Genomic DNA, 18,519 nt, shown 5'->3' on the forward strand with positions numbered 1-18,519 from the left:
AATGACAAGAGTAGGCTGTATAATGAGCAGGTGAGTGGAGCGCAAGCGACGGCGCAGGTCAATTCCCAATCGGGAGGGGTCCTCTTCCGTCGTGAGCACGCACCGATTACACCGACGCCGTCACTCCTCGGCGTTCTCCTGGTACGTATAGGCCGCCTGGAAAACGCTCGCCTCGTCGAACCGCTCGCCGACGAACATGAGCCCCACGGGACGGCCCCCCGCCGTGCCGCAGGGCACGGAGATCGCCGGGTGGTGAGTGAGGTCGAAGGGGGCGGTGTTCTTCGCGATGCCGAGCGACCGACCGATGCGGTCGATCCGCGAGAGATCGGGGTCGACCTCGAACGGCTTGATGGGAATCGTTGGCATCGCGATGACGTCTGCCTCTTCGAGGATCTCGTCGTACGCGGCGCGCATCGTGAGGCTGATGTTCTGGCCCTTCCCATACAGGGCACTTCCCTGGTACTCCTGGTCGAGATATTCGATGGCGAGCCACGTCGCCTTGACCGAGTCAGGGAAGTCGCGTCCCTGGCTCTTGCGGAACTTGTCGTACGCCTTCGCGAGTCCGGTGTTGTACCAGCCGTCATACAGCGAGCCGAGGCCCCCCTGTTTGAGCACCTGGATACCACCGTAGCCGGCGATTGCGATCCAGAGCGCGAGCGAGTCGAGGTGGCGCGGGACGGACACCTCCGTGGTCTCGGCACCGAGTTCCTCGAGGGTTTCGATGGCTTCCCGTACCGTTGCGTTCACTTCCGGATCGCTCTCTTCGCGTTCGAAGCCCTCTTTTAGGACCGCGATGGTCATCCCCTCGGCGTCGTCGACGAGCGAGTCGGTATAGTCTTCGCCTTCCAGTCCAGCCGGTTGACGGGGATCGAGACCATCGGGACCGGCCATCACCTCGAGTGCTGTGGCCACGTCCTCGACGGATTCGGCCATCGGACCGGTGTGGTCGAGGGAGTTGTCGATCGGGAAGATCCCTGTGTACGGCACCAGCCCAGTCGTTGGTTTGAGACCGACGACGCCACAGCAGGACGCCGGGATGCGGATGGACCCACCCTGGTCGCCACCGATAGCGATGTCGACCTCGCCCGCAGCCGGTGCAGCACCGCTCCCGCTTGACGAACCTCCGGCGATGTACTCCGGGGCCCGTGGGTTGGTCACAGTTCCGAAGTCGGAGGTGTCGCTCGAGCCAGAGAAGGCGAAACTCTCCATGTTGAGCTTTCCTTCGATCGTTCCACCCGCGTCGAGTAGCCGTGTCACGATCGTCGCGTCGATGTCGGGGACGTAGCCCTCGAACAGTTGCGACCCATTTGTCATCTCCACACCAGCAAGAGAGATGTTGTCCTTCAGTCCGATGGTCTTGCCGGCGAGCGGCCCACTGTCTGCCCCCTCAACCGTGGCCTTCGTCACCCAGATATTATGAGGGTTCTCAGCTGGTTCCGGACGATGGATGTTACACCGATCCTCGTATTTGATATTGTGTGGCGCAAAGCGAGGCTCCGGTATCTCCTGCATTCGTTCCAAGACATCGAGCGTCCCAGCCACGAGTTCCGCATAGTCGTCGAGTTCCTCTTCATTCAGAGGGAAATGTGCCGATTTGGCAATCTCGCTAAGTTCCTCACGTGAAGGTCGTCTGATAGTCATGTTATACCATATCGTACCAATTAACCCTCAATCAAATAGCTTGGGGTCAGGAATATTCTGTCGGCATAAATGATGTGGGGACAATCATAAACGAATGTGGAAGTTAGAGGGGATATCCAGACCCGGCGAATGACGCGACATCGCGATGTGGTTGTGGTCTGTATCGCAGCTCCACCGCTGGGCTAATGTGATGAGGTCACTCCACCGCATCGAGTTCACGGAGTTTGCGACGTTGAATCTTCCCCGTCGTGGTCTGTGGGAGCGAGTCTACGAATTCGATTTCACGGGGATATTCGTACTTCGCCAAGTGGTCGCGCACAAGCGTCTCTATCTCGTTCCGGAGGGCATCGTCCCCCTGGATGCCTCCGACTGGTTGCACGAATGCTTTGATTATCTCTCCACGCGTTCGGTTTGGGACTCCGATGACGCCGACCTGTTCGACGTCTGGATGTTCGAGGATGGCACTTTCCACCTCTCCCGGTCCGACGCGGTAGCCACTCGTGATGATGACATCATCGTCGCGTGATTTGAACCAGAGATACCCCTCCTCATCACGCTTACCGAGATCGCCGGTCAGATGCCATTCGCCGACACGGACGTGCTCCGTCTTTTCGGGTTTGTTCCAGTACTCCTCGAAGATGACCGGGTCGTTGGCGTGCTTTGCTGCGATCATCCCGACTTCCCCCGTCGGCATCTCCTCACCGGTCTCTTGATCGATAATCGCGACGTCGTGCCCAGGAACTGGCTTTCCCATACTCCCCGCCTGTGCGGGGAACCACGCCTGACAGTTCGTTACGAGAAGATTCGCTTCGGTCTGTCCGTACAGTTCGTTGACGACAACACTCTCGAGTTCGCTGTCTGCCCACCCCAGTATCTCCGGTGTGAGCGGTTCCCCTCCTGAGCAGATCGCTTTGAGCGCGAGGTCGTACTGTTCTGTTGGGTCATTTACCTCCATCATCATACGAATCGCCGTGGGTGGGAGGAAGGTGTCAGTGATGACGAACTCCTCAAGGATCTCGAAGGCAGTGGTGCGATCGAACCCCCCCATCGGATAGCTCACGATCGGGCGTCCGTAATGCCACGCTGGGAACACCACGTCTCCGAGTGAGCCGATCCACGCCCAGTCCGCAGGCGTCCAGAAAACCGAGTCGTCCAGGTTTCGCTCGAAATACATGTAAAATGCCGGACAGTGACCGAGCCAGAGGCCGTGTGTGTGAAGGACGCCTTTCGGCGGACCGGTCGACCCACTCGTATAGAGGATGATGGCGGGGGTATCGGCATCGGTGTCGACTGCCTCGAATTCGGTGGAATATCCCTGAGAAAACGCTTCGAAATCGGAAACACTGTTTCCAGGGTCATCGACGTCGACGCTCACGAGTGTCTCGAGGTCGGGACAGGTATCGCGGATGTGGTTCATCGTATCAAGAACTGACTCGTCGACCACGGCCGCCTTCGCGCCGCTGTCTTTGAGGCGATACGCCATCGCGTCGTCGCCGAACAGGACCGAGAGAGGAAGTGAGATGGCACCGAGTTTCCAGCAGGCGAAGTGTGTCAGCGGATTCGCCGGTTTCTGTGGAACGACGACGGCGACACGGTCCCCTTGTTCAATGCCCGCGTCGGAAAGCGCGTTCGCGACTTGGTTGGATCGCTCATCGAGCTCACAGAAGGTGTAGGTCTCGCGCCTGCCGTCTGGGTAGGCCTGATAGAGTGCTGGTCGGTCGAGGTCAGCATGCTTTTTCAAACAGTCGTGAGCGATATTGTACCCATCCGGTATCTGCTCCCACGAGAAGGCATCTCTGGCATCCTCGTACGTGTCTTCGTCAAGTGTGATGTGCCATGTCATACCATCTGAAAGAGTAACCCCGAGCTAATAAATGGTATTTGTCGAATCCAGTGTGAACGAATAACGGCGCAGTGAAGCACCATAGAGTATCCGACACGAGTTCCTAATGGGCCGACACAACAGATGCGTCGGTCGACTAGGTCGGTAACAGTTCACGACCGAGCGGAAGGGGACGCAGCACTGCTGGAGCAGGCTAGGGAGACAACTGGTCAAGATCCATCCATTCGGTCGGTAAGTAGAGGAGAGATTGGAGCATCCCGCCAATAATTGTTCGATTTTCCTAAGTTATATTACAGCTCCATTCGCATGTCCTATGAGACACTATGGCATCCGAGTTCGAGTTAGTCGAGGCAACTGTTGACGAGATCCACGAGAGGATGGAGGCTGGCGAGGTGACAAGCCAAGAACTCGTCGAGGGATACCTCGGGCGAATCGAGGCCTACGACCGGAATGGGCCAGCGCTGAACAGCATCGTCACAACGAACGACGAGGCGATCGAGCGAGCAGCAGAGCTGGACGAAGAACGCGAGCAGAACGGACTCACCGGACCGCTGCATGGGATTCCGATATTGGTCAAAGATCAGGCCGAAACAGCAGGATTGAGAACCACCTTCGGGTCCGAAGCGTGTGCGGATTATGTGCCGGACACCGACGCAACGATCGTATCTCACCTCAAAGACGCTGGCGCAATCGTTCTCGCGAAAACAAACCTCCCTGACTTTGCGGCGGCGTATTTCGGGTATTCGTCGATCGCTGGACAGACGAAAAATCCGTACGACCGCTCACGTGATCCAGGCGGTTCCAGTGCTGGGACTGGCACAGCAGTCGCAGCGAATTTGGGGACGATTGGGGTTGGGGAGGATACCGGTGGCTCGATCCGGGTTCCGTCCGCGAATTGTAACCTGTTCGGTATCCGTGTCACAACTGGACTAGTGAGTCGAACCGGGCTGTCACCGATCGTCCCTCGACAGGATACGGCAGGGCCCATGGCCAGGACGGTCACTGATATGACCTACCTGCTGGATGTGCTTGTCGGATACGATCCAGCGGACGATTGGTCTGCTGCGAACGCACAGACGGATGTCGATTCCTACACGGAATATCTCAACGAGGATGGCCTCGATGGCCTCCGTATCGGTGTGTTACGAGAACGATTTGGGTCTAATGACAACCCCCGAGCAGCACCCGTCAACCGCATCGTCGATGGTGCGCTCGAGACGATGAGCGAGGCTGGCGCCGAACTCGTCGACCCTGTTTCGATTCCGAACACCGAGGCCCGGATCGAGGACACCGAGGTATACGAGTACTATGGGACGATCTACCTGAATGCGTTCCTCGCAGAGCGAGAGGATATTCCATACGATTCGGTCCGCGAGATATACGAAGCTGATGCGTATCACGCGGAGCTCGAACTCTTCCAGGCGATCGCCGAGCTGGACGTTGACCCGGAGAACGAACTCGACTTCTGGCGCAGTTCCCTCGGGCAGGAATCGTTCAGACGGGACATTCTAAACACCTTCGCGGCTGATGACCTCGATGCGATCGTATTCCCTGATGTCCAGGTAATCCCTCCTGAAATTTCAGAATTAGGTGACCGATATACAACGGCGAACTTTCCCACGAACACCCCGATCGGAGCACAGTCACAGTGCCCTGCGATTTCCGTCCCTGGTGGTCTCACCGATGAGGGTGTACCGGTGGGAGTAGAGCTTCTGGGAAAGCCATATCACGAGCATCAGCTTATCGAGATGGCATACGCCTATGAACAGATAGCAGACCCCCGGACTCCACCAGAGTTTACCGCTCCGTCGGAATAGCGAACGCTCCAGAGATTCCTCCGGTGGCGAGTCCGGCACCGATGGGAGGTACGAGCAAGCGGTGTTCGCCCCTGGCCTGCTCCCGACGCCGACCCGCCCTGAGCGAGCGGCCAGCGTTAAGCCGTTTCTCGCGTCCGGCCCGGACTGCGGGTCTGTGTCCAGGGCGACGGTCGTGTGCACGGCGAGTCGTGGTGTGACTCGCTGTTGGACATACTCGTTCTTGCGTGGCCCAGGATATAGTTCTTACTTCGAGGAATAGTTTCCTGACTTTCTGGGGGATGGAATCCACCGGCTCACAGGAATTTTGCCCTTACGCAAACTGAAGGTAGTGGAGGGGTGAGACAGTTACACATATTGTCGCCAATCAGTGTCGGGTGTGGAGGAGTATCCAGGAGGGCGACCGCCTCGGTGTCAGGGATCTTCAAGTAGCGAGCGAGCCCGTTGTACGTAGCTGTTCGCGCCCCAGCTACGGGCATCGCTGATCTCATCAAGGAGCAGCCGTGCATCGGCAGCAGATAGTTGTTCAGTTCTAACGAAAACCGAGAGCAGAGTCGGTGTCGTGACGAGCCGGGTATCAGCGATTGAGGCGTGAATCAAACCAAGCTGGTTGAACTCGTCACAGAGAAACAGCGCGGCATCGAGATTGTTCGCGAGGGTGACCGCCGCGTTTTCACCGTCATCAAGTGGAAACTCGGCATCGAGGTCGACCGACTGTGTTGTGAATGAATCCGCTCGATTAAGCACAGCGGACGCAGCGTGTCCATGGACGTCATCGTACGAGGCAATCTCTTGGAGTTCGTCGATGACCGCCGTTGGGACGATGACCTCGTATCTAGAGAGACAAAGTGCGAGTGGATCAGGATCGTCGCCAGTAACGATCCCGAGACTCACGAGGGCGGAGGCGTCTCCGATTAGCTGTGACATCTATACGTTGGCGACCTCGTCGACGAAGTCCTCGTCCAACTGTTGTTTCAACACGCGGAGGTTGGCCGCTTCTTCGGCTCCAACGAGCGCTTTGAGTTGCTCATACGTGATCTCGTCGTCGTAATAGGCGGCGGCGATTTCCTGGACGAGTGCGTCGTCGTGAGTGGCGTCTTGGAGGTATTCCCGAAGCGCGGTCACGAGGACGTTTGTTCGGTCTTCCCCGAGGACCGCGGCCAGTGCGTCGGCCCGGTCGATGAGCCGATGTGGGGCTCGAAACTGCACGCGCTTCTTATCAGTGCTCATTATGTGTACATTGTGAGCCAGCACACTTAGCCGTTTTCGTGTGTACGATGTGAGCCTTACCCCTCCACGCTGACTCGTTCGGGTTGGTAGAGTACTATAACCCAGACGATTCGAGCTACGTTTCTCTCGCCGCCACGACTTCTAACTTGGCTCACTAGACAACTGGACTCCAGAGGGTGGTTGTAGCTGGCTACTGTGTTCGGGCCAACAGAGATTTGCGTCGCTGTATACCAACACCATATCAATGTATGATTTGACCGGGTTCCAACGCGACCTCCTGTACGTGATTACTGGGAAAGAGAAACCCCATGGTCTCGCCATCAAAGACGAACTCGAAGCCTACTACGAACAAGAAATCCACCACGGCCGCCTGTATCCGAACCTCGACACGCTCGTCGAGAAAGGCCTCGTCGAAAAGGGCGAACTCGACCGTCGAACGAACTACTACACACTCACCCGTCGTGGCCGCCGCGAAATCGAAGCACGTGCAAAATGGACCCAGCAGTACAGAAATCCGTAACCAACTGACACCACATGATCCGTTGCTCGAGTGATTACGAGTCGTAATCTCGCGAACCAGCGGGCGGTCATCGACGTATGATACCTCTCAGCCACAGTGTAGATCAGCAGGACAGTTCTTTACGTGCATGCCGGGGCGACCAACCCAACACGAGTAAAAGCGTCCACAGGAGGGAACGATGCACAGTCGACCCGAGAAGGTGCGACTGTGGATGAACCCTCGATCGAGATTGATTCGCCAGTCACCGTTCTCAGACAGTTGGTCTGAGCGCGACCGATTCCACAATTGCATGTCATTGCTCCTACAGACGCGTGGCTTCCGGGCTGGTTGGAAGGGCTATCTCGTAGACCCTCGCGCTCGACATATCACGTCCTTCACTAAATTCATTGGCAAAAAGTATCTTAAGTCTACAAGTACTGGACGTATGTGACGTAGCACCTAAGAACTCGTTTTCAGAGTTCTGTTCCAGATCCTACGTCTCCCCACCCCACCCTACTTGCAGACCCCCACGTACAGAGGGGAGCCCGAATTAGTATGCACACCGTTCAACTGAGTCAACAAACTTTCAGAACTGTCCCCCCACGACTCCATCTCTGACATCCACTTGCTGTCCCGCAAAGAATCCTTGGAGACCCAACCCCAATACTCTCCTCTGAGGAGGACGAGCCTTGACGTAATGCGGAATTCGCGGACACCACTCAGCCCCAGGGAACAAGACGCCTTTGAACAGCTCGAAGCGTACGTCGAAACGGGAGGCAATGAGGTCGTCACGCGAGCGGTGGCTGTTGACTACCTCACTACAACTAGATTCGAGCGCGCTGACGCGCGTGACCTGCTCGAACAGCTCCTCCTGAAGGGGTACCTCTACGAAGTCGACGATGAGCTCCACACGCTCCTCCGTTCGTAGACACGTGTGTCCAACAGCACGAGTCCGGATTTCAGCCAGACGTTCGTTGCCCGTCACGAACCACGTCGCCGACGGCGATGAACTGCGTTCACTCCCGCCACGCTCGTCGAGACGAACTCAACACCGACGCCTTCGTGGATGAGTTCGACGAGTGTGCACTCGACAAATGAGACGATGGCAATCGGACTTCTGCCGTGCGGGAGCGTCAGTTCGAGATCTGCCCACGGGTGTTGACTGTATCACTCAGTTTGTTCGCCAGAGAGTCGTGATTGCTGTTGCTCGTGTTCGGATGACATGGTTGTTGAGTGAGTGCCTACGACAGCCCCCTCGCCCCTCCCGGGGGCGACAAACTCAACCGCGGATCACATCGCCAGACAATGAGTGAATTCTGATATATTGGCAAGAGGCGCTCGTCGTTTGATGGCCCCTCGGCCGGAGAGAGCCAGCGGCGTTTGCACCTGTGTACCCTAGCCTTCCTTTGGATGATTTTGGAGGTGCAGAGTGAACTGAAACAGGCTTAGATTTGGTAAGAGGTCCGTCGGGCTGTTCTCAGTCGTTACTAATGTCCTCGACGAGTTCAATGACCGGTAATTGGATAGAATTGTGTTCGACGGGGTGGTGAAAACCTCGAAATCCACTGTCTGAGGGTAACGTGGTGGTCGATATTGATACACCGTTGCTGACCATGAGCGTTCGCAACAATGTCGATATTCGTGTAGTCTCCACCAATTTTAACCAAAATCGGTAGTTCAGGGTCTAAAAACTGTGCGACGGAGGTCTCTAATGTCACCAGTTGAGCTATCTGGAATGACTGTGATTTAATGTAGGGATTCGGACACATCCCGCTATAGATACCGTCCGTAAGTATATGTCCAAGAGAAGAAATCCATGTTCGCGACCTATAGTTTCTTTCCGGTGATCTCTTTGTTCTTCGAATCTCCTGATGTGAACGGTGAATTGCCAGTGAGCCTTCGACCGATGCTTTGACCAGTTGAACCCAGACTCAGGTATCCATCCACTTTGCCGAGGATTTGTTTCGCGGTCACGGAAACTAGCCTCACTCTTACATCGGCAGCTTTCTTTGCCTGTTCAACTAGGTCAATTCTGTAATTTCCTTTGTCGGCATGAGCAACTGTGAAATTATTACTATCTACTTTTGCCCTAACAGTTTCTCCTTCCTGAAGGGTGGGGTAATCGATTAGCTCTGCCCGTACTGGGGGACCTACATCAAGGACTCTAAGTCGAGATTTTAATTCTCCAACTAAGCTTGTTGGTGAGAACTGGACCGGGACACCATCGATAGAAACTTGCGATGTTCCACGATCGACACGACAGTCAATTATCTCTCCGACATCTGGTAGTCCATGATACTCAGTAATCTGTCCGATAAACGGAATGCCTCCTTCAACGATTTCTAGAGATACTTTCCCATTGATTTCAGATTGCGATTCCAGTTCAATTGGAACGCCGTCAATAATCACGAAATCCTGCCCCTGACGCATTGTTACCATTTTGGAGGTCCCTACGTCAGGAAAACCGTGGTATTCGGTGATTCGGCCAGCACGCGGCACCTCACCGCCAGTCACTTCGATTGTTGCTTCTCCCGTGACCTCCGATTCAGACACTAATTGGATTGGGATTCCATCGAGAAATACAGTCTTTTGGCTACGTTCTACCGCAAGCCGATGGTAGGTGCCTACCTCCGGCACATTCTGGTACTCGGTAACTTTTCCAGTAACAGAATCTTCCACTTCCGTAAGCTCAACCGTCGCTGTTGTGGAAGCAGCTGACGGTTCATTCAATGCTACGGATTCTACTCCGATAGCCTCATCCCATGAAGCAATGGCTTCACTAGTCCCTCGGTTGACCATCATTTCGTATCGATCGCCGATTTGAAGCTGGTACACCGTATCCTCCAGATCACATTCGATACCTTGGGTTGAATATCCAGTCACACGAGCGACTCCAGGGCCACCCGCTGTGGGTTCCTTGTCCAGCCTGCACTCAAATGGTGCAAAATTATCGTCAGTAAACTCAGCGATCGAAGATCCACGTGTAAGTTGAACGTCAACGCTGTCGTTGACGTTAACACCTGGATCAAGTATTGATATAACATCTGCATAGGCAGTTGAGTTAGAAATTTGGAAAATCTGAACCTGTAAGGCAGCACCTGGATTGCGATGGGATAGGGGGAAAACGCAGTTGATATTGGCTGCTGCAGAGACGTCTGCAACAAGGGTATCCCCTGATGTGATGGTGTCGATAGTTACAGAGAGTTCATCGCCAGGGAGGACCAAACGCGGTCCCTTGGGTGAAACTTTCTCCGCTCGGATTTTCCCGTTCGATATGGTCGTGACCTCCGCGATGAAAGAATTAGTGAGAGCGCCGTCCTCGTGATGCGTTACAGAAATGGATTTAGCTTCAGGCCAACGTGACGCATTCACTTTGACTTGCCCTTTCGAAATCTGAATGGGTTCTGCTAGAAATAGATCACCAACATCGAGGAATTCAGATCCTGTCATACCCTGCTCACTCCAACTCGTCATAGTGTAAAAAGAGTCGCCCCGACGAAATATTGGCCCCTCGTGTGTCACGGAGAGACTAGCCAGCGCCTTGCGGGAAGGACTGTATGATCAATTTCGTCCCCTGATTTGTACACTGAAAACTTCAATACAGACTTCGTCAGCCCTAATCCTGATGATTGCCCCAAAAGGATTAGAATTCTTCCCCTGTAGAGCCGTCTCTATCCAGTTGGTCATACATTTCATCCGGGAAGGGAAGGCTCCCCCAGATCGAGTAGGGGCACTGCTCCTGGCCGATGCAGTACCGCTGCATATCGTCGTTGTCACAGTTCATCGGAAGCGGGGTGTCGCCTCCAATGGTGTTCGAGAACTCGTAGCGAATCTGGTAATCGGTGACCTGTTCATCGTACCAGGGCCACCGCGAGAAGACGTCCTTGAGGTCTGCGACAGTCGTCTCGAGGTCACTATCCTGGTACTGGGGAAGCCACATCACCATCCGGGCGAAGTTGTACAGGTCCTTTCGGACTGGCTTCTTCTCGTGGAGGCGTTCGACCATGTTCGCCATACAGGGGAGTTCGAACAGATCCTCGATTGACTCCACAGTGAGGGGCTGGACGCCACGAGAAGACTCCTGAATCCGATAGTGGTTCGTATTTCCGTGCTCCCGAATGGTCAAGCTCCGGTGGTCACGCTGGGATGCAAGGAGATTCCCGAGACTCCGAGGACTCGAGATGCGATTACACACGTCTCGCTTCCAGCCCGCTTCCGGATCATACGCCTCCACTGCCTCAAACAGCTCCTTCGCCGAATGGAACTCCCTCAATGAGACGTCCTCGTCTGGAGCGTCTCGAATCGCATCCCGGAGTACACGGAGGGTCCGTTCTCCGGGGTTCCAATCTCGCCAGATTCGTTCGTGGTGTCCCGTCTCGATGAAGCGGTCGATACGCTCTGTGATGGCCGACTCATTCGTCGTTAGCCACGTCAGCTGGTCTTCAGAGAGGTTCTCCTCCTGGACCCGCAGGAGCTTCTTGAACGCACGTCTGGCGTACTCGCGATACTTCGTGTCGAAATCACCGACGGGTACATAGAGGCAGTTGTTCTCGACGCGAGTGAGCAGTTCCCTGGCTTCTCCGGTCTCAGTATCGGCGTGAACGAGGCACTTCCTCGATGCTGCGGCCATCGGGATTTCGAGATACAACCCGTCACCGAACTCGGGCATCTCTTTGATCCCCGTACAAACGCGGCCGGGGTGTGGTCCGTCCTCTCCGGGGTCTTTCGCGTACAGTACCTCTGCGATATCCTGTTGGAGACTCCCATCACCGAATTCTCGAAGGAGGGAGGCGAGATTGTTGACGTAGAGCTCGCGAATATCGTAGAGGACCTGCACCGTTCGCGGTGGGGCGTGTTCGAACTTCGGGTGTGCCTTGACGCAGATAGCACTCAACGTCGCAAGAACGGCGAGCGTTCCGGGCTCGTCGACGAAGGGTTCCTCTGCGGCGTTGGCCCTGACGTCTTCTTTGAACGCCGCCGTCCCGAATCGCTCGAGATCGTTCAACAAATCTTCTGGTTGCTCTTCGCCGTCGACGATGTAGCGATTGTAGCCCCGCGTGAACAGCTGGTTGATGCGGGTCGTCCCATATTCGAGCGGGAGCGTCGCAACGCGATAGGCGGTACTCTCGTCCTCGACAGTCGTCGACTGAGTCATTCCTTAACCACCTCCGGTGTCGCAGACCGGACGTCGAAGTTCGGGCTCTCGATGGGCGTGACGATACTACAGACGTCAGCGTGCAACGAGTAGGGGAGCCGGGCGACCCGACGCCGATCGGCGGTAACCACTGGGTCGATGGGAATCTCGTAGGTGTCTTGCAGAAGGTCGTTCAGCACTTCCCGACTCTTGGCATCGTACCGATGGGCTGGATCGCTGTCAAGGAGGTAGACGTGAACGCCCTGGCCGCTGTACACTACCATCGTCTCCTCGGCGTTGAAGTCGTCCTCGAAGATGTCCCGCACCTCGAAACCGTACTCGATGGCCCGTTCGATATCCTCGAAGGCATACGGGTAGCCTGCTGGCTCTGCGTCAAGAATACCCGCGGCATCGAGTAATTTCTCGCTGTCTCCCGAACCATCCTCGTCCGACACTGCCCGTGTTGCTCGCTCTCGAGCGATCGTTTTCGCGTCGATATCGATGAGGAGCACCCACGGTCGTTCCCAGTGATTGAGGGCGTAGTAGACCGCATCAGGACGAGGGTCTGGTTTGTCGAGCAGATCAGGATCGGCGAGCGCGAAGTCGCTCCGCCCAAGTGGATCGTTCCGTGCTGGATGGCGGATGAACTCGAGGACGTCGTCGAAGTCGTGGAACGCTGCCGTGGTCCGGTCACCTGAGACGTTCGTCTGCCACGTGTCTCGACGGATGAAGTCCTTGTCTGGGACTCCGTCTTTCCGTACCGGGTGAGGTTCTCGAAACGCGAGTGCGTACTGTTTCGGCCCCTTTGCGGTGATGAACGGCGGGAGTTCGTCGACGTACGAGGGGAACTCCTCCGTGTAGTACCTGTGAATCTCCTCGCGGGTTGCGTGGCGCCAACTCATGTGTTGTACTCCTGATCGAGTTTGTTGAAGCTCCGAATCGTCGTCAGCCCAGCTGCATCGAACGATTCAACGGCCTCTCGAATGTCCGAGAACGAGCGGGCTGCACGCCCGCTCACGCTGCTTTCTATCCGGTCGGCCTCTGCGAGGCGGTCCAACACCTCGACGGCCGTCTCGCGTCTGTTGAACGCCCAGACAGCGTTCGCGTCCACCGTGCTCTGCTTGTCGTAGTCGTCGACCGGCGCGTGTTTGTTGTTACTCGCGAGTTCCGCTTCACCGACCCACACGAGCTCCCCGTCAGCATCAAAGGCGGCAACGTCGAACACGGTCTCTTCATCGTACTCGTAGTACGGCTTGACCTGTGCGACGTCGTCGCGGGAGTCTAACCACAGTTCGAGCAGCTTCACACCAACCTTGTGCGGCGTCTTCTCACCGATGTCCCCCTGACCAGGACCGACCTTGAGCTTCTGACCGAGGAGTTCACGCCCTGCCGGGAGGACGGTGTAGTACTTCCGACCGCACGCTCGTCCTTCCTCCAGCAGGTCTTGCTCGACGAGCCGTTGTACATCCAGATCCTCAAAGTCGCTCTTGAACGAACTCATTGAATCCAAGAGTCCATGATTCGGTGCGTCACCATTCATCACGTCGAGAATGCGGGTCAGGAACCGGACGTCGTCGTGCGTGAGCCCGCGCTGCTGGAGTTCATCATCTGGAACGGTTACACCACCTGCCTGTACTGGTGACGACCCAGTCTCCTCAACGGCAGTCTCCTCTTCTTCACTGACTGGTTCTTCCGGCTCAGTTGCCCCGGAATCGCCAAACAGTGAGGTGGTGTCCGCGTTTCTCTCTTCCTCCTCTTCAGCGGCTGCCGAACCACTGGTTGCTTGTCCGATGAACGACGACTGCGCCGAGTCCGTAGGGCTAGTCGAGTCTGCGGATGTGGAACCCTCAGTGTTCGGTCTACTTCCCCAGCCCTCGTCTTCGGCTGTCTCCGAATCGGTGGTCTCAGCAAGCCCATACTGGGCCTGTGTTCGCTCCGAAAGCCGTGGGAGGGCCACGGTCTCGAAGTGGCCCTCCTGTTCGACGGAGAGTGGCTCGTCGCTCTCTGGATGGCCGGCTGCTATCGGGAGCGGCTTCACTGAGAACGGGGCTGGGCCCGTCTCCCCAAATGACGGACTCGGGAGTTGGGCGATCCACTCTCCGCTCGGGAGCGTGTTGATTCGATTCCGAAGGTCGGTCGGGCTCAAGTCTTCGTGGGCCAGCGACTCTGCGAGGTCGCGCTCGATGGAGATGTTCCCGATGAGCTTCGTCTTGATGTTGTTGAGGACCTCGTCGTAGGCGCGTTCGCTCCGATTTCGGACTTGGCCGGGGAACTGCATCACCAGTCCCATGCTCAGACCGAACGACCGCCCTTGTGGAAGCAACTGCTCGGAAACGAGTTTCGTTGATGCGACGGGGGCTGCCTCCTCGATGATGAGGTTGGTAAGGTTCTCGTAGTCCGTGTTCCCGTCACGTCGACGCACCTGCACTGCGTCCCAGAGGTTACTCAACAGGAGGAGTGTGATCGCTCGCTGTGCCTCCGGACGGAGGTCTCCCAAGTCGAACAGAATCGTGGCGTCTTCGTCGAGGAACTCGCGGAAGTCGAATCGGTTGTCAACGTACTCTCCAGTATCATCCTGCTCCGGAACGTGGCTGAAGATCCGTCGCAGGTGTGCGTCTTCTCTAAGCTTATCGAGGCGGTTCCCGACGGCGTCCATCGACACCTGGAACCGGTGGTCGTCCTTCGCGAAGTGACGTGTGAGCGACTCCTCGACGTTCCTGTTGGCCGCCGAAACCGGCGGAACAGTCCGCTCTCGCTGCATCCGGAGGGCTGCCGCGAAGAGGTCGTCCAGGCCGAAAACGTCGCTCCCGTACTCCTCGTCGAAGAGGGCCTTGATGAGGTAGCTGAGGATCTCGTTCGCGACGAACGCCTGCCCGTACTGCTCACGGCCCATGATCATCCGTAGGATGTCGTGGAAGTGGTCGACCTTGTCCTGAATGGCGTCCTCGCGGTTTCGCCCGGCTTCGAGCGCAGGCCGGATGTCGAAGAAGGAGAACGCGGGGACAGTCTCCGGGACGCGGAACTGGTAGACGTCGTCCAACCCGTTGAAGCGGTCGTAGTGACAGCGAAGGTAGTTTGCACACATACCGTCGCCTTTCGGATCGACGACCACGACGGGGCCGCCGGTCGTCTCACGGAGGGACAGCGCGTCGTTGATGATTGCCTTCGATTTCCCGCCGCCGGTCGATGCGAACCGGCCGTAGTGTGTCGTCAAGAGCTTCGGCGGAATCCGGATCGGATCCGATTGGGGAGTGCCATTCTCCTCAAGCGCGTAACCGATTGCCATTCCCTCTTGGAATTGCTGTATCAAATCAGGGCTAGGCAACGGGAGTGGGTTTCGACTCTGCTGTTTCGTCCGGGTTCCACGAACTCCCTCTCTGGAAATTGTTTCTCCTGAGGGTACCGTAATGAGATTTGCCAGTTCTTCGGCGTTCAACACGAGGTCAAACCGCGTATGGCCCTTGCCAGTCACGAGTTCGCGGTCCAGTAGTCGTTCGAAAGCAGCGCGAGCATACCGCTCACTTGTTTTCTGACGGAAGCCACTCGCTTGCAGGCGATGACCTTCAAAGCCGTAGAACCGGCCATCGATCGTATCTAGTGCCGTTGCGAGTGCATCGAGATTAGAATCGAGCTGTGTTTCATTCGTATTGTCTTGTGGGAGCGCAATCGCCCGCAGATTCACAGTGAACGTCCGCTTCGGATTCTTTGTCTGCAGGCATTCGAGACGAGCTTGATCGTGGCTGCTTAGATCGTGTTCCTCGGGTGTGACGGGGTCGAAGAAATCACGTGCTTTCCCGTATAGCGTATCAAGCCCGTGTTTGATGTCGTGCTCTCGTTGCCACGCCTCTGGTGACCAGTCGGGATTTCTCTGGAACACAACCTGGAACGCCATTGGTGAGGTGGCCTCGACGAGGTGGTCAATCACAGCGGCCAGCGGAACTCGTGTTTCAGTATCGTCATCAACGACAGCCGTATCGAAGTGCGCTGTAAACGGTGTCATCGTCGTCATCCAATCGCGCTTGTGCTCAGCAACTCCATGCCAACGAACACCCATTGGAGCAACGTCTTCGACTTGGTGGGTTAGCTTCGCCTGAAGATCCAGCTGGGTGCGGTCGATGTCGAATGTCGTGGGGTAAATCGACCGGAGTCGGTCTTCGATCGCGTCACAGTCGCCATCCGCGCCGTAGTAGAACTCGACAGGCGCGTCTGTGCCCTCACTCACAGCCAAGAACTCGAATCGTGGCGGATACGAACTTGTCCCAAGGAGGGATTGAGCGAGCCCACTCGATTGAGAGTCCACCGTGAGTTTGTGGAGACTTTCAATTGCGGGCGCAATGTCACGCACGTGAAGGGTTTGAGAGGAAGGTCGTACGCGGAGATATTCGCGGGACTTGCTCATGGAAACAGCTCCGAATCAGTCACGGTGTCTGACTCAGATTTGTCCGTGGGGGGATCGACAATCGCCATCTCCTCGGGGAGCGCAGTCACCTTCACCGGGTATCGCCCCTTGTCCTCGACACAAACCAGTGCGTGACTGTAGCCTCGCTCTCGCGTCCCCGGCTTCGCACTCCGGAGAAACTCTGCTTCACGTGCAGTCAGTCCGAGCTTCTTCCGATGGGTCTCAGTGAGCCCTGGCAGTCGCTGGAGAATCTTGATCGACGACTCATTGGCGAGGACTTCGGCCTTCTCGTGGACGAAGAAATCACTCATCTCCTGTGTGACGAGATGGACGCTGAGGTCGTGGTGTCGTGAGTGACGATAGGCACGCTCCAACCAGTCGAGCGATCCCTCACTCTGCATGAGATAATGTGCCTCGTCGATTGCGAGAATCACCCGCTTGTCCGTCTGCTTAGCGCGCTCGTAGACCGTATCGAACAACAATTGCAACATCAACGCAATCTCACGGTCAGCCTCACCTTGCTGGAGATCGAGGTATGTAACCTTCTCTCCCTTGAGGCTAATCTCCGATTGGCCCGCGAGGTTCGAAAACTCGCCGTCGCCTGTGAACGGTCGCATCGCGATTCGGAGATCTGCCGCTCGTGTCTCCCAGCGGTCGGCCTCTTTGGGCTTGACGTCCGTGAGGTCGGACGCGGCATCTTCGGTGAACGCACGCATGTCCTCGGCCATCTCACCGAGAATCGTGAATACATCGAGAATCGTCGGACTCTCGTTGCTATGCGTGGCCGGGTCTTTCGTGATACCTTGTCTACGGTAGGCTTCGTGAACGGCATCGTTGAGGATTGCGTGCTCTTGCTTGTCGAGTCCCTCCCCAGTGCTGTCGATGTGCGCGAAGTACGTCGCGAAAAATCCCATCACACTCGATGTCCGCTGACCGTACGGATCCAAATCTCGGGTCGTATTCAACACTCGTTGAGGGGTTGGCTTGATTTCAAGTGGGTTGAGCTGTCGACGGCCCCCGACGACGATGTGTTCGGCGTTGAGTTCGTCAGCGAGGCTCCGAAATCCCTCTAATGGGTCAATCATGATGAGGATCGTGTCCGAGTCTTTCGCGACTTCACGGAGATTCAGAAGCTTCGCCGTCACGGACTTCCCTGACCCGATTTTGGCGGCTGCGAGAATGTTGTAGCCGTTCGGCCGCAGGTACCGGTCGACGATGACCGGCGCATCTGTGGTCGCGTGATAACCATAGAGAACGCCAGATTCTTCGATAACCGTCGACGCGGAGAACGGGAAAAGCGCACCGAGTGCATCCCCAAGCATCGGGGTCGTCGCACTCGGCAGCCATTCGCGGATTGCATCTTTCGCCACTGGACTCGCGCTCACAAGTCCATCCAACTGGTCGTAGTCGATAGATCGGACCGTGAGCTGTTGCTTTTCGAGTTCGGTGCGGATGCGTTGGCAGCGTTTCTCGACCTGGTCTTTTGTCTCGCCGCGAACTGGGAGGTACACCGAAGTATCGAAAATGGTCTGCGAGCCGTTCGTGAGCTGATCGAGTACCTCCTCGTGCTCCCGGATCCGACGTTCGGTCAGGCCAATCGAGGGGTCACCGTTTTCTTGCTTGCCACGACGAACGGTTTCGAGGTCGCGAATTGCGTTCTCGACTTCAGTGATTGCTTGGTCGGTACTGCGGGGTGTGGCATGAATCGAGAGCCCAACATCCGCGCTTGGATGTGTGGTGATCCCATCAAGATGTCCTGGATTGGCGGTATCGGGCCATTCGGTGATGAGCAGGGTCTTCACCCAGTGGTCGTTCGACTGGATGGCGTCCGATTCGAGTTTTACACTCGAGGGAGCGACCATCCGAGCGTGGTGCTCGGTGCCGTCTTCAAGTGTGTCGGTCTCTTCGTTGACCTCAATATCAGTGAAGCGCTCAAGGAGCGTTTTGACGAGTGGCATG

Annotated in this window: 12 protein-coding genes; 3 read left to right on the forward strand and 9 right to left on the reverse strand. The window is 56.5% G+C overall.

The window, feature by feature from the left end; translation table 11 throughout:
- Window positions 1–120: 120 nt before the first annotated feature.
- Window positions 121–1,641, reverse strand: coding sequence for an amidase (locus V5N12_RS16685; RefSeq protein WP_332900362.1), 1,521 nt, complete (start codon window positions 1,639–1,641; stop codon window positions 121–123).
- A 196-nt stretch (window positions 1,642–1,837) separates the two neighbouring features.
- Window positions 1,838–3,484 (reverse strand): AMP-binding protein, encoded by a 1,647-nt coding sequence (locus tag V5N12_RS16690; protein WP_332900363.1) that lies wholly within the window; start codon window positions 3,482–3,484, stop codon window positions 1,838–1,840.
- Between the two features lie 323 nt (window positions 3,485–3,807).
- On the opposite strand from V5N12_RS16690, the gene V5N12_RS16695 reads away from it, so the two are divergent.
- A complete protein-coding gene (locus tag V5N12_RS16695; protein WP_332900364.1) occupies window positions 3,808–5,301 on the forward strand; it encodes an amidase in 1,494 nt (497 codons plus the stop codon).
- 411 nt (window positions 5,302–5,712) lie between these two features.
- Here V5N12_RS16695 and V5N12_RS16700 read toward each other — a convergent pair whose 3' ends face one another.
- Together V5N12_RS16700 and V5N12_RS16705 are read right to left on the reverse strand one after the other, a co-directional pair.
- Entirely contained in the window at window positions 5,713–6,225 is a 513-nt protein-coding gene (locus V5N12_RS16700; protein ID WP_332900365.1) for a hypothetical protein, read from the reverse strand.
- Window positions 6,226–6,528 (reverse strand): hypothetical protein, encoded by a 303-nt coding sequence (locus V5N12_RS16705; RefSeq protein WP_332900366.1) that lies wholly within the window; start codon window positions 6,526–6,528, stop codon window positions 6,226–6,228.
- Window positions 6,529–6,772: 244 nt separating this feature from the next.
- On the opposite strand from V5N12_RS16705, the gene V5N12_RS16710 reads away from it, so the two are divergent.
- Both V5N12_RS16710 and V5N12_RS16715 read left to right on the forward strand, forming a co-directional pair.
- On the forward strand, window positions 6,773–7,048 hold the full coding sequence (locus tag V5N12_RS16710) for a PadR family transcriptional regulator (protein ID WP_332900367.1): 276 nt from the start codon (window positions 6,773–6,775) through the stop codon (window positions 7,046–7,048).
- A gap of 676 nt (window positions 7,049–7,724) precedes the next feature.
- A complete protein-coding gene (locus tag V5N12_RS16715) occupies window positions 7,725–7,955 on the forward strand; it encodes a hypothetical protein (RefSeq protein WP_332900368.1) in 231 nt (76 codons plus the stop codon).
- A gap of 899 nt (window positions 7,956–8,854) precedes the next feature.
- Here V5N12_RS16715 and V5N12_RS16720 read toward each other — a convergent pair.
- From V5N12_RS16720 to V5N12_RS16740, 5 genes are all read right to left on the reverse strand, one after another.
- On the reverse strand, window positions 8,855–10,477 hold the full coding sequence (locus V5N12_RS16720) for a hypothetical protein (protein ID WP_332900369.1): 1,623 nt from the start codon (window positions 10,475–10,477) through the stop codon (window positions 8,855–8,857).
- Between the two features lie 193 nt (window positions 10,478–10,670).
- The gene (locus tag V5N12_RS16725) at window positions 10,671–12,182 is read right to left on the reverse strand and encodes a primase-associated protein (protein WP_332900370.1); all 1,512 of its coding nucleotides are present in this window, start codon (window positions 12,180–12,182) and stop codon (window positions 10,671–10,673) included.
- Entirely contained in the window at window positions 12,179–13,063 is an 885-nt protein-coding gene (locus V5N12_RS16730) for a DNA primase (RefSeq protein WP_332900371.1), read from the reverse strand. Before V5N12_RS16730 ends, V5N12_RS16725 begins: the two co-directional genes overlap by 4 nt.
- Complete coding sequence (locus V5N12_RS16735) at window positions 13,060–16,560, reverse strand: ATP-binding protein (RefSeq protein ID WP_442904990.1); 3,501 nt, start codon at window positions 16,558–16,560, stop codon at window positions 13,060–13,062. Before V5N12_RS16735 ends, V5N12_RS16730 begins: the two co-directional genes overlap by 4 nt.
- Window positions 16,557–18,518: a VirB4 family type IV secretion system protein gene (locus V5N12_RS16740; RefSeq protein WP_332900373.1), complete on the reverse strand. Its 1,962-nt coding sequence runs from the start codon at window positions 18,516–18,518 to the stop codon at window positions 16,557–16,559. Before V5N12_RS16740 ends, V5N12_RS16735 begins: the two co-directional genes overlap by 4 nt.
- Window position 18,519: the final 1 nt, after the last annotated feature.

This window comes from Haladaptatus sp. CMSO5, from assembly GCF_036689885.1.
Classification (GTDB): Archaea; Halobacteriota; Halobacteria; order Halobacteriales; family Halococcaceae; genus QDMS2.

What these genes read in the sequence shown, in the direction of transcription:
- V5N12_RS16685 (WP_332900362.1), bottom strand. Translation starts at nt 1,641, where the DNA reads ATGACTATCAGACGACCTTCACGTGAGGAACTTAGCGAGATTGCCAAA.
- V5N12_RS16690 (WP_332900363.1), bottom strand. Translation starts at nt 3,484, where the DNA reads ATGACATGGCACATCACACTTGACGAAGACACGTACGAGGATGCCAGA.
- V5N12_RS16695 (WP_332900364.1), top strand. Translation starts at nt 3,808, where the DNA reads ATGGCATCCGAGTTCGAGTTAGTCGAGGCAACTGTTGACGAGATCCAC.
- V5N12_RS16700 (WP_332900365.1), bottom strand. Translation starts at nt 6,225, where the DNA reads ATGTCACAGCTAATCGGAGACGCCTCCGCCCTCGTGAGTCTCGGGATC.
- V5N12_RS16705 (WP_332900366.1), bottom strand. Translation starts at nt 6,528, where the DNA reads ATGAGCACTGATAAGAAGCGCGTGCAGTTTCGAGCCCCACATCGGCTC.
- V5N12_RS16710 (WP_332900367.1), top strand. Translation starts at nt 6,773, where the DNA reads ATGTATGATTTGACCGGGTTCCAACGCGACCTCCTGTACGTGATTACT.
- V5N12_RS16715 (WP_332900368.1), top strand. Translation starts at nt 7,725, where the DNA reads ATGCGGAATTCGCGGACACCACTCAGCCCCAGGGAACAAGACGCCTTT.
- V5N12_RS16720 (WP_332900369.1), bottom strand. Translation starts at nt 10,477, where the DNA reads ATGACAGGATCTGAATTCCTCGATGTTGGTGATCTATTTCTAGCAGAA.
- V5N12_RS16725 (WP_332900370.1), bottom strand. Translation starts at nt 12,182, where the DNA reads ATGACTCAGTCGACGACTGTCGAGGACGAGAGTACCGCCTATCGCGTT.
- V5N12_RS16730 (WP_332900371.1), bottom strand. Translation starts at nt 13,063, where the DNA reads ATGAGTTGGCGCCACGCAACCCGCGAGGAGATTCACAGGTACTACACG.
- V5N12_RS16735 (WP_442904990.1), bottom strand. Translation starts at nt 16,560, where the DNA reads ATGAGCAAGTCCCGCGAATATCTCCGCGTACGACCTTCCTCTCAAACC.
- V5N12_RS16740 (WP_332900373.1), bottom strand. Translation starts at nt 18,518, where the DNA reads ATGCCACTCGTCAAAACGCTCCTTGAGCGCTTCACTGATATTGAGGTC.